The sequence below is a fragment of the Microbacterium enclense genome (genome assembly GCF_001456955.1).
Taxonomy (GTDB): Bacteria; Actinomycetota; Actinomycetes; order Actinomycetales; family Microbacteriaceae; genus Microbacterium; species Microbacterium enclense.
This window is the reverse complement of the sequence record NZ_KQ758468.1, coordinates 286,497-299,968: the sequence shown is the minus strand read 5'-3', so window position 1 is coordinate 299,968 and position 13,472 is coordinate 286,497. Positions and strand designations below refer to the sequence as shown.

Genomic DNA, 13,472 nt, shown 5'->3' with positions numbered 1-13,472 from the left:
CACGAACGACGAATGCCCCGTCCGAGGACGGGGCATTCGTGCGTGCGCGACGGGATCGCGGATCAGAAGAGCAGGGATGCCAGGCGGGTGCGCGCGCGGATGACCCGGGCGTCGTCGTCGCCGATGAGGCCGAACAGCTCCAGCAGTCGCTCGCGCACGGGAGCCCGCTCCGCCGCGGGAAGAGCCGCGAACAGCTCCAGCAGGCGCCCGAAGGCGTCGTCGACGTGTCCACCGACGACGTCCAGGTCGGCGACGAGGAACTGCGCCTCGATCCCCGTCGGCTCGGCGGCGGCCGCCGCGCGCGCGGCCTGCAGGTCGGAGCCCTGCACGCGGTCGAGCAGACGCACCTGGCCGAGACCGGCACGCGCATCCGCGTCACGCGGATTCTCGGCGAGGGCCTTCTCGTAGGCGGAGATCGCGCGGGCGTAGTCGCCCTCCTCGATGGCGGCGAACGCCTCCGCGTGCAGCGGCGGCAGAGCCTCTTCGGCGGGTGCCTCGGCGGCCGGGGCGCCATCCACGGGCACCGTCCCGGTCACGCCGTGCTGGGCGGCCAACTGCAGCAGTTGCGCGAAGACGTCGCGCACCTGCTGCTCGGGCACTGCGCCCGTGAACAGCGGAACGGGCTGACCGGCGACGAGCGCGAGCACCATCGGGATCGACTGCGCGCGGAAGCCCTGCGCGAGCTGGGGGTTCGCGTCGACGTCGACCTTGGCGAGCACGAGACGGCCACCGAGCTCGGTGACGACCTTCTCGAGCACGGGGCTCAGCTGCTTGCAGGGCCCGCACCACTCCGCCCACAGGTCGATGACGACGGGCACGGTGCGCGAGAGCTCGAGGACCTCGCCGAAGGTGGCATCCGTCACATCGAAGACGAGCGGGGTGGCCCCGCCGTCTTGCGCCGCCGCGGGGGCGGCAGCGGGTGCGGGGCTCTGCGGGCGGTTGCGCAGCGACGAGAGATCGACGGCACCGCGCATGACGGAACCGGGGGCGGCGGGAGTGCTCACGGGGACACCTTCGCTTCGAGGAGGCTGGATCGGTAACCGAGCAGACGGATCTGATCGTCGGACCCCTGCCCGGGGACGTAGAAGAAGACCTGGTCGGAGTAGGTCGTGGTGAACCCGGTCGCCGATTGCTCGACGCCGGTCAGCGCCTTGACGGCGGGGTTGTTGTCGAGCTTGATGACCGCGTCGGCATTGGTCGGCTTCGCGGTGTCGCTCTCGTACACGTTGACGGCGACGATCGCGCCGCTGTCGAGGGTGGCCAGGGCGATCGGGGCCGCCGGACCCGCGGACGCCGAGAAGCTGATCTCCGCGGTGCCCGCACCGGTCTGGTTGAGCTCGTCGGTGCGCTTGGTCTTGTTGTCCTGGATCGCTGCGAGCAGAAGGTCGTTGGCCGTGTCGAACGTGGACCACGACGCGCTGTTCTGTCCGTTGTTGATGATGTCGGCGTAGGCCGCGGCGACCTTCTCGGGTGCCAGGACGAGGAAGTTCGAGTCGGGAGAGACCTGCGTCGCACCGACGTACTCGGCGGCGAGCTCGGGCAGGTTGGTGGATGCCTCGAGGTTGCCGACGTACGACGCCTTGTAGGGGTCCCACGGCGTCTCCTGCGTCATCATCATGATCGTCGTCGTCGGCGTCGCGGCATCCGCGGACTCGACGACGGTCATGAGCGTGCGCGGCCACGTGCCCGTGGTCTGCGGCAGCACGATCTGCACGGGTTCCGCCGGGATGGCCGGAAGGGCCGCGCGGTCGGGGATCGCCGCGCGCAGTTTGTAGTTGGTCTGGCGCTCGGCCAGTGCCGGGCCCGAGAGACGCTCCGCGACGGCGGTCGCGTCGAGGGCGGCGTCGGCCTGCGCCACCGTCGACGACACGCGCGAGACGATGCGCTGCGCCTGCGCCTCGGTGACGGCGGGCGGGAACTGTCCTTCCGGGACCACGACCGTCGGGGTCGGGCTGGGCGACTCGGGAGCTGCGAACTGCGGCCAGGCGTCGGCGGAACACCCGGCGAGGAGCGCCACCGACACCCCGAGAGCGGGTACGGCGACGAGCGCACGGCGCCCGCCGAGCGCGCCGCGCACGCGCGCTCCGCGTCCGGCCGGGCTGTCGCTGATGACACCCTTCGCCGCGCCGCCGTCGACGGTGCTGATCGGTTCGGTCGCGGGCAGCGGCAGCCCCTTGCGCCGCGGACGACGGGAGCGCCGCACATGGCGGATGCCGAGCAGGTACAGCACGAGCCCCGCGAGCAGCACGATGCCCCCGCCGACGATCAGGGGTCCGGCCCAGGGGGTGGAGTCGTCGATGGGCCAGGTCACGCTGACGTTGGCGGGCGCGGGAGCGGTGCCGTCTGACGCGATCAGCACGCTCATGTCGCCGGGGAGCTGCAGGGTGGCCGACAGCGTTCCCGTCTGCTCGTACTCGTCGAGCCACAGGTCGGAGTCGATCGGGCTCCTGGCCGTCGCCTCGGCCGTTCCCTCCGCGGTCGGCTCGACCTCCGTCGTCCGCACCACGCCCTCGGCGTCGACCGTCACCGAGGTGTACTCGACGTCGGACAACCAGGCCTCCACGTCGGGCGTGCGGCCGTAGGCGGCGAAGACCTGGCCATCGCCCTCGACCCTGAGCGTCTGCGCGCCCGGGACGCTGGTCAGGAGCGCGCCGTCGACGAGCGTGTACGCGGTCGTCCCCTCGGTCTGCACGGCTGCCGTGGTCTCGGACGGCCCTTGGAACACCGTCCTCTGGGCGATACCGGCACCGATCATGACGGCGGCGATGACGAACGCCACCACAGCCCAGACGAATCTCACGCTTCACACCATCCCCACCGGCGGCTCGGGACCGCCGAAGAATCGACGTTTCAGACTATCCGAGGGCGGCTGAAAGTTCGCGGCGAGGCCCGTCGTGCGCAGCGGCGGGCGCCCGCGTCAGTATCCTGACGTCACGGGCACACGGCCCGGCTGAGGCGGGAGTCTGTCGGAATGAAGATCCACAACCCATTCCGGGTCGCGCTGCTGGCCACGCTCGGCGTGGGCGTCGGTCTGCTCCTCATCGGCAGCGTGCAGAATCTGTCGACGATCCTGCTGTACGTCGGGACCGCGCTGTTCCTCTCGCTCGGCCTCGACCCCGTCGTGTCGTTCCTCGAGCGCCGCGGCCTTCCGCGCTGGGCGGCGGTCCTGGTCACCATCCTGGGCGTCCTCGGCATCTTCGCGGGCATCATCGTGATGGTCGTGCCGATCATCGTCGGCCAGATCACGCAGCTCGTCGTGCAGGTGGAGCAGCTGCTGCAACCCGACCGGTGGAACGAGGTCGTGCGACAGGTGCAGGACTGGGCCTCCCGCACCCTCCCCTGGCTCCGCCTCGACGATGTGTGGGCCGGTGTGCAGCAGTGGATCTCGACCCTCGACGTGGGTTCCATCTCGACGATGGTCGGCAACAGCATCCTGACCATCGGTGGCGCGGTGGCGGCAGGACTGGGCGGCGCCTTCATCGTGCTCATCCTGACCATCTACTTCACGGCATCCACCCCGTCGCTCAAGTCGGCCGTCTACCAACTGGTGCCCGCGTCGAAGCGTGCGCGCTTCATCGAGCTGGCCGAGAAGATCACCGATTCGGTCGGCTACTACGTCATGGGCCAGGTGAGCCTCGGCGTCATCAACGGCGTGCTGAGCGCCGTCTTCCTGTCGATCATCCAGGCGCCGTTCCCGGCCGTGCTCGCGGTCATCGCCTTCTTCTTCTCGCTGATCCCGCTCGTCGGAACGCTGACCGGCTCGACGATCATCGTGCTGACGTGCCTCATCCCGGGCCTGGGGTCGCCGACCATCGCGATCATCGCGGCGGTCTACTACCTCGTCTACATGCAGATCGAGGCGTACATCATCTCGCCGCGCATCATGAGCCGGGCGGTCTCGGTGCCGGGGTCGGTCGTCGTCATCTCCGCCCTCGCGGGTGGTGCGCTGCTGAACCTGCTGGGGGCGCTCATCGCGATCCCGGTCGCCGCGAGCATCCTCATCATCTACCGCGAGGTCATCATCCCGCGGCAGAACGAACGCTGACGTCAGCCGACGACGTCGCCGTCCCACTCGGTGGGCAGCGGAAGGGCGTCGGGGTTCACGGCCGCGACGATCTCGGTGAGCACACGACGGGTCTGCGTCTCGCCCACCCACAGGTGCTTGCCGCCCTCGACGGCGATGAGGGTGGCATCCGGAACCGACGCGAACCGCTCGCGCGCCTCGTCGGGGCGGAGGTAGTCGTCGAACTCGGGGACGAGCACGATCATGCGCCGGGCGTCTCCGGCCCAGGCCGCCACGTCGTCGGCGGTGGCGCGGTGGAGCGGAGGCGACAGCAGGATGACGCCCTCGATGTCGTGGTCGCGACCGTACTTCAGGGCCAGCTCGGTGCCGAACGACCAGCCCACCAGCCACGGTCGCGGGAGCCCGCGCTCACGCACGAGGTCGACGGCCGCGGCGACGTCGAAGCACTCGTTCGCTCCCCCGTCGAAGCTGCCTTCGCTCGTGCCACGAGGTGACGTCGTGCCGCGGGTGTTAAACCGCAGGACGGCGAGATCGGCGAGGGCGGGGAGGCGCCCCGCGGCCTTGCGCAGGATGTGGGAGTCCATGAAACCGCCCGCCGTCGGCAGCGGGTGGAGCGTCACGAGCGTGGCGACCGGATCGTGTTCGGCGGGCAGCGCCAATTCGCCGACGAGGGTGAGCCCGTCGACCGTGCGCAGCTCGATGTCTTCACGGCGGGCGGGGAGCAGAACGGGTCCGCGAATCTCCATCAGGCGATCCTCCAACAGTGTGTGTGCCAGTGTCGACGCGCCGCCAGATCGGCGGCGTCGCCGAGCACGCCGTCGGCCCGCCACACCACCAGATGAGCGGTTCCGGCTGTGACGGCGCGACCGCAGCCCGGGCAGACGTAGTCCTTCTGCGCCTGCGGTGCGGAGAGGGGCTGCACGGTCCACTCCGCTCCACGGCGCACCTCGGTGCGCTTGAACCCGGCTATCAGACGGTCGAGGGAGTCGTCGCCGCGATTCTGGTCGGGACGACGCTTACGGGAGCGGGGCATGGATGCCGCTCACCACCAGTGGTTGCTGGTCCAGAACGCGTAGGCGCCGGCCCAGCTGCCGTAGCGACCCGTCGCATACCCGGTAGCCCAGCGCAGGTTGTCGACCGGGTCGTACCCGTTGCCGGGCACCTTGCTGCAGGGCAGCGCCTGCACGAGGCCGCACGCCCCCGACGAGCGGTTCGTCGCGTTGGGATTCCATCCGCTCTCGCGACTGACGATGTAGTCGACGTAGCCCATGTCGGACTCGGCGATCCCCGCGGCGGCCATCCACTCCGCGGGCGCCCCACCCCCGGTGTAGAACAGCGGTCCGGAGCTGCCGGCCGACGACCCGGAGTCGGACTCCTCCGACCGCGTCGGCGTGGGCGTCGGAGTCGGGGTCGGCTTCGGCTTGACGTAGACGTTGTAGCTCGAGCGGTCCAGCTCCGGCGACTGCCTCTCGCCGGCCACCGAGACCGCCTGCGCGTCGTCGAGCCCCTCGGCGTACAGGGTGACCGTGCGCGGCTCATCGGCCTGCGCGGGCGAGAGGGCGGCGCCCATCGGCCCCACGTACGCCGCGGCGAAGAGCACCGCCGCACAGGCGCCGAAGACGCCGACGACGCCGCGACGTCGCGACCAACGGGGCGTCGAACGTCGCGCGAGCACCGGAGGGACCACGTCGGTCCCCGTCTCGCCTCGACGGGCGACACGGGACGATGAGCGTACGGGGCGCGAACCGGAAGTCACAGTGCCCTCGAGTCTAGCGGCGCGGCGACGCGTGTCATCCGTGCTCATCCGATGGCGAGCATGACCTCGACCACGGAGTCGAGCACGACATCGACCTGGGCCTCGCGGTACCCGCCCCGCTGCATACGGAACGCCACCGATCGCACCTGTTCCGGCGTCACCGGGTCGCCCGCGGCGAGATAGCGCGCGACGCGGTCGGCGACGACGTCGACCTCGTCGACGCGGTAGCCGTAGTGCAGGATGCCGACGCGCTCGAAGCGGGCGCCACGGGGGCGCCGCAGTCGGTCGAGCACGACCTGCGCGGTGTCGCGCGTCTCGGCGACCCAGGCCCGTGCACCGAGGTTCGAGAGGGCGTGTTCGCGCTCGCGTGCCGCGAAAGCGTCTTCGACGCGGCCCAACGCGGCGTCCACGGCCGTCACGGAGTAGCCGCCCCTGACGAGGGGGAACGCCGCCGCGCGCACTTCCGCCGACCGCAAAGCTCCCACGTCATCGCTCTCGAACACCTCGCGCGCGCGGGCGAGGAAGATGTCGACGGCGCGCTTCTCGTAGCCTTTCGCGCGCCCGGACGTCGGGAACGGTGTGGCGGCGACCTCATCGTGGATCGGCGTCTCGGTCATGACACTCCCAACGGGGCGAGAAGGTAGTACGTCACCAGCGCCGCGGTGGCCGACGGCAGGATGGAGTCGAGGCGGTCGAGCACGCCCCCGTGACCGGGCAGCCACGAACTCATGTCTTTGATGCCGAGGTCGCGCTTGACCATCGATTCGCCCAGGTCGCCCACGGTGGCCGTGGCCAGCACGACGGCGCCGAAGACGAGACCCGCCCACCACGGGATCTGCAGCATGAACACGGCGAGCAGCGCGCCCGCGACGAGGGCGGCGACGCACGCGCCGGCGAAGCCCTCCCAGGTCTTCTTGGGGCTGATGCGGGGGGCCATCGGATGCCGCCCGCCCCGCCCGAACGTCAGGCCCGAGACGTACGCGCCGGTGTCGGCGGCGACGGCGAGGATGATGAACGCCAGCACCCACCATTCCCCACGCGGCTGTGCCAGCAGCACCATCGCCATGCTCGTGAGGAACGGCACGTACAACTGCACGAAGCCCGCGACGAGCACGTCGCCGATGACGTCGATCCGCGCGCGACCGTCGGACGCGGCCATCTGCGCGATCACCCGCCAGACGACGACCACAACCACCGCGCTCAGGGCTGCGATCCAGTGCACCCAGGGCTGGAGGAAGAACCCGCTGAGCAGCACCAGCGACCCCGTGAGGAGTTGCGGGACGACGTCGACACGGCGTCCCGCGACCTGCAGGGCCCGGGAGAACTCCAGCACCCCGAGCACCATCGCCGCGCCCGCGAAGAACACGAACAACCATTTGACGAAGATGAGCGAGGCGATCAACACCGCGCCGATGCCGACGCCGATGATCGTCGCGACGATGAGATCGCGACCCGTGCGCTGTTTCAGCCGTTCGTTCGCCTGCCCGAACTCCGCGCGCGCGTGGGCGATGTGCTGTTCGGCGTCGGTGCGCATCGCGCGCAACTGCGACTCGATGGCCGTCACCCCCTCGCCCGTCATCGGCGAACGGCGTGCCGCCGCGTCCCGACGGGAACCGGGGGGATCGACCGGCTGACCTTCGCCGGCCTCAGGGGCGTCGGGCATGCGGGTCAGACCTCGAGCAGCTCTGCCTCTTTGCGCTTCAGCGCCTCGTCGATCAGGTCGACGTGCGTGCGCGTGATGCCGTCGAGCTCCTTCTCGGCGCGGACGAGCTCGTCTTCGCCGACATCGCTCTTGAGCGCGTCGAGGTCGTCCTTGGCCTTGCGGCGGAGGTTGCGCACCTGCACCTTGGCGTCTTCGCCCTTGCCGCGCACGATCTTGACGTACTCTTTGCGGCGGTCCTGCGTGAGCTCGGGCATGGTGACGCGCACGATGGTGCCGTCGTTGGTGGGGTTCACACCGAGGTTCGGCATGTCGCGGATCGCCTGCTCGATGGCCTTCAACGCCGACTTGTCGTACGGGTTGATGACGAGCGTGCGGGCCTCGGGGTTGTTGAGCGAGGCGAGCTGCGCGAGAGGCGTCGGCGATCCGTAGTAGTCGACGAGCACCTTCTGGAACATCTGGGGGTTCGCGCGCCCGGTGCGGACGGTCGCGAAGTCCTCCTTGGCGGCCTCCACGGCGCGATCCATGCGCGCTCCGGCATCGGCGAGGACATCGGCGATCACGGTGACTCCATTCGTTGGGACTGACTTCTCAGTCTAGTCGCGTGCGGGCCCGGCACCCCGGGCCCGCACGGCGCGTCACGCCGTGACCAGGGTGCCCATGGTCTCGCCCAGCAGCGCCTGCGTGACGTTACCGGCCGGCTCCATGCCGAACACGCGCATGTCGATGCCGTTGTCCATGCAGAGGCTGAACGCGGTGGAGTCCACGACCTTCAGGCCCTTCTGCAGGGCGTCGCGGTAGGTGATGTGGTCGAGCTTCCGGGCGGAGGAATCGGTGCGCGGATCGGCGGTGTAGACGCCGTCGACGCCGTTCTTCGCCACGAGCACCTCGGTGGCGCCGATCTCCAGCGCACGCTGGGCGGCGACGGTGTCGGTTGAGAAGTACGGCAGTCCCGCGCCGGCGCCGAAGATGACGACACGGCCCTTCTCGAGGTGGCGCACGGCACGACGCGGGATGTAGGGCTCGGCCACCTGGGTCATCGAGATGGCGGACTGCACGCGCGTGGCGGCACCGGCCTGCTCGAGGAAGTCCTGCAGGGCGAGCGAGTTCATCACCGTGCCCAGCATGCCCATGTAGTCGGCACGGCCGCGGTCCATGCCGCGCTGACTGAGCTCGGCACCCCGGAAGAAGTTGCCCCCGCCCACGACGATCGCGATCTCGACCCGGTCGACCGCGGCGGCGATCTCGCGTGCGATCTGGCTCACGACATCCGGGTTGACGCCCAACTGGCCTCCCCCGAACGCCTCTCCCGACAGCTTCAGCAGTACTCGGCGGCGCTTGCTGGCCTCATCGATCACGTGTGGTGTCCTCTCGTCTTGAACAAACTATCCCCCGCTCGTTTCCGGCGCGCGTCCGCAGCGCATCCGGGCAGGGAAAAGGCCCGGGATGCCATGGCATCCCGGGCCTCATCATGTGCGGGTTACGCGCCGACCTTGAAGCGGGCGAAGTCGGTCAGCGTGAGACCGGCGTCGGACGCGACCTTGGCGACGGACAGCTTGTTGTCCTTCGCGTAGTCCTGGTCGAGCAGCGAGACCTGCTTGAAGAACGCGTTCACGCGACCCTCGACGATCTTCGGCAGAGCGGCCTCGGGCTTGCCCTCGTTGCGCGAGATCTCGGTGACGATCTCGCGCTCCTTCTCGACGTCGGCCTCGGGCACGGCGTCGCGGGTGAGGTACGAGGGGTTCGCGAACGAGATGTGCTGCGCGATCGAGCGCGCCGTCTCGGCGTCGTCACCGGTGTAGGCGAGCACCACGCCGACCTGCGGGGGCAGGTCCTTGCTGGTCTTGTGCAGGTAGACCTCGAACTTGTCGCCCGAGATCGTGCGCACGCGACGCAGTTCGACCTTCTCGCCGATGATCGCGGCCTCGTCGGAGATGAGCTGCTCGACGGTCTTGCCGTCGGCGTCGGCGGCGAGGGCGGCCTCGACCGAGTCGGCACCGGCGGCGGCCGCGGCGTCGACGACCTTGTCGGCCAGAGCGATGAAGCGGTCGTTCTTCGCGACAAAGTCGGTCTCGCAGGCGAGCTCGAGGAGGGTCACGGATCCGTCGTTCTCGCGAGCGGCGACGAGGCCCTCGCTGGTCGAACGGTCGGCGCGCTTGGCGTTGCCCTTCGCGCCCTTGAGGCGCAGGATCTCGACGGCCTTCTCGACGTCGCCGTCAGCCTCTTCGAGCGCCTTCTTGGTGTCGACCATGCCCGTGCCGAGCTGCTCGCGCAGCGCCTTGATGTCGGCGATCGTGAAGTTTGCCATGGTGTGGCGGTCTCCTTGTCGTTTCGGTTCTGAATGTGAGCCCGGCGGGGCCGTGCGCCGCCCTCGCGTGAGGGGGCCGTCACGACCCCGCCGGATCGTAGCCTGTGCGGGTGACGCGCCGCTCACGCGATGGTGAAGCGGACGTCGCGCGGCTTACTTGCTGTCGGTGGCCTCGGCGTCGGCGGCCGGAGCCTCGGTCGCCTCGGCCGCGGGGGCCTCGGTCGACTCGGCGGCGGGCGCCTCGGTGGTGTCGGCGGGGGTCTCGAGCAGTTCGCGCTCCCACTCGGCGAGGGGCTCGGCGGCCTCTTCTTCACCGGCGGGCTGGTGACGCTGGATCAGGCCCTCTGCGGCGGCGTCGGCGATGATGCGGGTGAGCAAGCTCACCGAGCGGATCGCGTCGTCGTTGCCGGGGATCGGGTACTGGAACTCGTCGGGGTCGGCGTTGGTGTCGAGGATGCCGATGACGGGGATACCGAGCTTCTTGGCCTCGTCGACGGCGAGGTGCTCGCGCTTGGCGTCGACGACCCAGATGGCCGACGGGGTCTTCTGCAGGTTGCGGATACCGCCGAGCGACTTGTGCAGCTTGTCGAGCTCGCGCTTCTTGAGCAGGAGCTCCTTCTTGGTGAAGCCGCTCTCAGCCGGGTTCTCGTAGTCGAGCTCCTCGAGCTCCTTCATGCGGGCGAGGCGCTTCGACACCGTCTGGAAGTTGGTGAGGAGGCCACCGAGCCAGCGCTGGTTGACGTAGGGCTGGCCCACGCGGGTCGCCTGCTCGGCGAGGACTTCCTGCGCCTGCTTCTTGGTGCCGACGAAGAGGATGGTGCCGCCGTGCGCGACGGTCTCCTTGACGAACTCGTACGCCTTGTCGATGTACCCGAGCGACTGCTGCAGGTCGATGATGTGGATGCCGGAGCGCTCCGTGAGGATGAAGCGCTTCACCTTAGGGTTCCACCGGCGGGTCTGGTGTCCGAAGTGAACGCCGCTGTCGAGCAGCTGGCGGATGGTGACGACGGCCATGGTCGTACTCCTGTTTCTGGGCGCTCTCGCGCCGTGGTTGTGGTTGTTCGCGTCGGACGGTTGGCCCGACGAGCCTGGTGCCCGGCGCACACCCGCCACCCGCCGGAGCGGAGGACCAAGGGGTGTGGATGCCACGCGATGCACCGTCTCGGAAGACTGTGCGGTGCGCTCTGGGCACGCGGAGTCATCCCGACATGCGGGATGCATCCCCCAGCATACAGGACGCCTCCTCCCCGCCGCGTGTTCGTCCCCCACCGGCGTTCCGGCGTCTCGGCTGGGCTGGTGAAAGCGGGAGACTTCGCCGATGATCTCGGCAACCTTGCGGTCCCTGGCCCTCGTCATGACTCTCGCCCTGCCCGCCTCCGACCCGCTCGCCGCGCTGGGATGGGTCTGGCCCGTGGAACGGGTGCAGATCGTGCGTCCCTACGAAGCGCCCGCGCACGCGTACGGTCCCGGACATCGCGGCGTCGATCTGGCGTCCGGGGAGGTCGTGCGCTCCCCCGCTGACGGGCACGTCGCCTTCGCCGGGTCGGTGGCCGGTCGGCCGGTCGTCACGATCGATCACGGCGGCGGGCTGGTGACGACTCTCGAGCCGGTCGTGTCCGATCTCGCCGTCGGCGCCGTCGTCGCGCGGGCCGCGCCGATCGGTTGGCTCGACGGCGGTGGGCACACCGCACCGGGGGTCGTGCATTTCGGTGTCCGCTTGAACGGCGAGTACGTCAATCCGCTGCGGCTGCTGGGCGGCGTCCCACGCGCGATCCTCCTGCCCTGTTGCTGAGGGGGCTCCGCCGATCCTCGCGGTGACGGGGCGGTCGACTCCGGCGGTCAGCGGATGGTGTTGCCGCTGCCCTCGACGACGGCCGAACCGACGCGACCTCCTGAGCGCACGACGTTGTCGTCTCCGCGCACCACGACCGCCGGGATGCCCGACGCCGCCTCGGTGACGGTGCGGTCGCCCGAGATCTCGAGCCGCCCGATCGACGCCGCCGACTTCACCGTGCCGTCATCGCCCTGCACGACGACCTCGTCGGCACCGGCGATGTCGGCGCGGATGCCGTCTCCCGAGACGCGGAGCGTGCCGATCATCGCCGCGGAGGCGTCGACGGTCAGGCGGGATCCCGACACCACCAGTTCGGTGCACGTGCCGATGACGCGGAACGTCTGCACCGCACCCGACACGGTCTGACTGCCGCCGTCGGAGCAGTCGCGGGTTTCGGCGTCGACCGGGGAGTCGGTCGACGTCGGAGAGGCGGGTGATGGCGGGGAGGCGGTCGATGCCGTCGAGCCGGGTCCGGCCGAGGAATCGGTGGTCGCGCGAGGACTTTCGCCCACGCTCGGAACCCCCGTCGCGACCGGCCCCGGGATGGTGATGGAGATGCAGCCCGCCAGGGGCACGGTGATAGCCGCGACGCCGAACACAGCGAGCACATGACGCAGGCGCATGGGCACACCGTAGGCGTCGGCGGCGATCTCCGTCAGGGTGCGCACCCCCCTTCTTCCTGGGAGGGGTGGGCGCGGAGCGGTGGGGTGCGGAGCGGTGGGCGCCGGGCTGTGGGCGCGGAGCGGCGGATGCGAAGCGGTGGATGCGAGGCCGGGGGCGACGAGACCGCGCGAGATCCCTGCCGGCAGATCAGGCGCGCGGGTGCGCCAGGCGATACGCCTCGCGTAGACGCCCTGCCGAGACGTGCGTGTAGATCTGGGTCGTGCCCAGGCTCGCGTGGCCCAGGATCTCCTGCACGGCACGCAGGTCGGCGCCCCCGTCGAGCAGGTGCGTCGCCGCGGAGTGGCGGAGGGCGTGCGGCCCGAGCGCCTCGACGCCGACACGCGGAGCGAGCGTTCGCGAGACGAGAGCGTGCACCGCCCGCGGCCCGAGTCGCGCCCCCTTGGCCCCGAGGAAGACCGCCCGTTCGGCGCCCGGCGCGGGGCGCACGGGCCGCACGGCGGGCCGCGCCACCTGCCCCTCGTCCGGCGTCGGCGACGGAGCGCGCGCCTGGAGCACGGGGCGTGAGCGCACGAGGTAGGCATGCAGTGCCCGCTCCGCCGGAAGACCGTAGGGCACGACGCGCTCCTTGTCGCCCTTGCCTCGGAGGCGGAGCGTCCGGCGCTCGTGATCGACGTCGTCCAGGTCGAGACCACAGACTTCCGACACGCGCGCACCCGAGCCGTAGAGCACCTCCAGCAGCGCATGGTCGCGAAGAGCCAGGGCGTCTCCTCCCTCGGCGAGGGCGGCAGCATCCCTCAGAACCGCCTCGAGCGCGTCGGCCGTCGCCACGGCCGGGAGCGTCCTGCCGCGCTTGGGCGACACCATGCGCTGCGAAGGGTCGTGCGTCAGGAGTCCCTGTTCCACCGCCCACCCGAACAGTCCACGGACGGTCGAGGCGCGCCGCGCCGCTGTCGCCCTCGACTGACCGGCCTTGGCCGCCGCCCACTGCCACTCGCGGAGGTCGTCGACCTCGACGTCGGACAGTGGACGGTCGCCGATCGCCGCCACGAGGGCGGCCAGGTCGGCTCGATAGGCGCGCACGGTCGCGGAAGAGAGGCGTCGCACGTCCGCGACGTGGGCGAGATAGGCCTCGACGGCCTCCGACGTGCGCATGCCCCCAGCCTGCCCTGACGCCGCCGGATCGCCGGGGGCACGCGCCGGGAGATGTCATCGACACACCGCCAGACCCGACGGTACGGCTTCCCAACCACGCGGTGGCTTCCCGCC

The 13,472-nt window shown here is 70.4% G+C and carries 15 protein-coding genes; 2 read left to right on the top strand and 13 right to left on the bottom strand.

Annotated elements, in window-relative coordinates; genetic code table 11:
- Positions 1-62: 62 nt before the first annotated feature.
- Together AS029_RS04820 and AS029_RS04815 are read right to left on the bottom strand one after the other, a co-directional pair.
- Complete coding sequence (locus AS029_RS04820; protein WP_058231453.1) at positions 63-1,004, bottom strand: tetratricopeptide repeat protein; 942 nt, start codon at positions 1,002-1,004, stop codon at positions 63-65.
- Positions 1,001-2,800, bottom strand: a complete 1,800-nt coding sequence (locus AS029_RS04815) for a DUF8094 domain-containing protein (RefSeq protein WP_058231452.1) — start codon at positions 2,798-2,800, stop codon at positions 1,001-1,003. The genes AS029_RS04820 and AS029_RS04815 overlap by 4 nt, the downstream gene beginning before the upstream one ends.
- Positions 2,801-2,971: 171 nt before the next feature.
- Here AS029_RS04815 and AS029_RS04810 point away from each other — a divergent pair, with 171 nt between their 5' ends.
- Positions 2,972-4,045, top strand: coding sequence for an AI-2E family transporter (locus AS029_RS04810; protein ID WP_058231451.1), 1,074 nt, complete (start codon positions 2,972-2,974; stop codon positions 4,043-4,045).
- A gap of 2 nt (positions 4,046-4,047) precedes the next feature.
- Here AS029_RS04810 and AS029_RS04805 read toward each other — a convergent pair whose 3' ends face one another.
- The 9 genes from AS029_RS04805 to rpsB all read right to left on the bottom strand — a co-directional run bounded on the left by AS029_RS04805 (position 4,048) and on the right by rpsB (position 10,762).
- Entirely contained in the window at positions 4,048-4,770 is a 723-nt protein-coding gene (locus AS029_RS04805; protein WP_058231450.1) for an alpha/beta hydrolase, read from the bottom strand.
- Positions 4,770-5,057 (bottom strand): hypothetical protein, encoded by a 288-nt coding sequence (locus AS029_RS04800; protein WP_058231449.1) that lies wholly within the window; start codon positions 5,055-5,057, stop codon positions 4,770-4,772. The genes AS029_RS04805 and AS029_RS04800 overlap by 1 nt, the downstream gene beginning before the upstream one ends.
- 9 nt (positions 5,058-5,066) lie before the next feature.
- A complete protein-coding gene (locus AS029_RS04795) occupies positions 5,067-5,594 on the bottom strand; it encodes an aggregation-promoting factor C-terminal-like domain-containing protein (protein WP_058231656.1) in 528 nt (175 codons plus the stop codon).
- A gap of 230 nt (positions 5,595-5,824) precedes the next feature.
- Positions 5,825-6,397: a DivIVA domain-containing protein gene (locus AS029_RS04790; RefSeq protein WP_058231448.1), complete on the bottom strand. Its 573-nt coding sequence runs from the start codon at positions 6,395-6,397 to the stop codon at positions 5,825-5,827.
- Positions 6,394-7,443, bottom strand: a complete 1,050-nt coding sequence (locus tag AS029_RS04785; protein ID WP_058231447.1) for a phosphatidate cytidylyltransferase — start codon at positions 7,441-7,443, stop codon at positions 6,394-6,396. The genes AS029_RS04790 and AS029_RS04785 overlap by 4 nt, the downstream gene beginning before the upstream one ends.
- A gap of 5 nt (positions 7,444-7,448) precedes the next feature.
- The gene (gene frr / locus AS029_RS04780) at positions 7,449-8,003 is read right to left on the bottom strand and encodes a ribosome recycling factor (RefSeq protein WP_058231446.1); all 555 of its coding nucleotides are present in this window, start codon (positions 8,001-8,003) and stop codon (positions 7,449-7,451) included.
- A gap of 75 nt (positions 8,004-8,078) precedes the next feature.
- Positions 8,079-8,798: a UMP kinase gene (gene pyrH, locus AS029_RS04775; protein WP_058231445.1), complete on the bottom strand. Its 720-nt coding sequence runs from the start codon at positions 8,796-8,798 to the stop codon at positions 8,079-8,081.
- 122 nt (positions 8,799-8,920) lie between these two features.
- Entirely contained in the window at positions 8,921-9,748 is an 828-nt protein-coding gene (gene tsf, locus AS029_RS04770; protein ID WP_058231444.1) for a translation elongation factor Ts, read from the bottom strand.
- Between the two features lie 153 nt (positions 9,749-9,901).
- Positions 9,902-10,762 carry a 30S ribosomal protein S2 gene (rpsB, locus tag AS029_RS04765; protein ID WP_058231443.1) on the bottom strand — a complete coding sequence of 287 codons (861 nt, stop codon included), beginning with the start codon at positions 10,760-10,762 and terminating at the stop codon, positions 9,902-9,904.
- A 304-nt stretch (positions 10,763-11,066) separates the two neighbouring features.
- Here rpsB and AS029_RS04760 point away from each other — a divergent pair, with 304 nt between their 5' ends.
- A complete protein-coding gene (locus AS029_RS04760; protein WP_058231442.1) occupies positions 11,067-11,540 on the top strand; it encodes a peptidoglycan DD-metalloendopeptidase family protein in 474 nt (157 codons plus the stop codon).
- A gap of 47 nt (positions 11,541-11,587) precedes the next feature.
- Here AS029_RS04760 and AS029_RS04755 read toward each other — a convergent pair whose 3' ends face one another.
- Together AS029_RS04755 and AS029_RS04750 are read right to left on the bottom strand one after the other, a co-directional pair.
- Entirely contained in the window at positions 11,588-12,250 is a 663-nt protein-coding gene (locus AS029_RS04755; protein WP_058231441.1) for a hypothetical protein, read from the bottom strand.
- A 142-nt stretch (positions 12,251-12,392) separates the two neighbouring features.
- Complete coding sequence (locus AS029_RS04750) at positions 12,393-13,358, bottom strand: tyrosine recombinase XerC (RefSeq protein WP_058231440.1); 966 nt, start codon at positions 13,356-13,358, stop codon at positions 12,393-12,395.
- Between the last annotated feature and the right edge of the window lie 114 nt (positions 13,359-13,472).

Coding starts and splice junctions, on each gene's coding strand:
- AS029_RS04800 (WP_058231449.1), bottom strand. CDS start 5,057: ATGCCCCGCTCCCGTAAGCGTCGTCCCGACCAGAATCGCGGCGACGAC.
- AS029_RS04790 (WP_058231448.1), bottom strand. CDS start 6,397: ATGACCGAGACGCCGATCCACGATGAGGTCGCCGCCACACCGTTCCCG.
- AS029_RS04750 (WP_058231440.1), bottom strand. CDS start 13,358: ATGCGCACGTCGGAGGCCGTCGAGGCCTATCTCGCCCACGTCGCGGAC.
- AS029_RS04795 (WP_058231656.1), bottom strand. CDS start 5,594: ATGGGCGCCGCCCTCTCGCCCGCGCAGGCCGATGAGCCGCGCACGGTC.
- AS029_RS04810 (WP_058231451.1), top strand. CDS start 2,972: ATGAAGATCCACAACCCATTCCGGGTCGCGCTGCTGGCCACGCTCGGC.
- AS029_RS04760 (WP_058231442.1), top strand. CDS start 11,067: ATGATCTCGGCAACCTTGCGGTCCCTGGCCCTCGTCATGACTCTCGCC.
- rpsB (WP_058231443.1), bottom strand. CDS start 10,762: ATGGCCGTCGTCACCATCCGCCAGCTGCTCGACAGCGGCGTTCACTTC.
- AS029_RS04785 (WP_058231447.1), bottom strand. CDS start 7,443: ATGCCCGACGCCCCTGAGGCCGGCGAAGGTCAGCCGGTCGATCCCCCC.
- AS029_RS04805 (WP_058231450.1), bottom strand. CDS start 4,770: ATGGAGATTCGCGGACCCGTTCTGCTCCCCGCCCGCCGTGAAGACATC.
- tsf (WP_058231444.1), bottom strand. CDS start 9,748: ATGGCAAACTTCACGATCGCCGACATCAAGGCGCTGCGCGAGCAGCTC.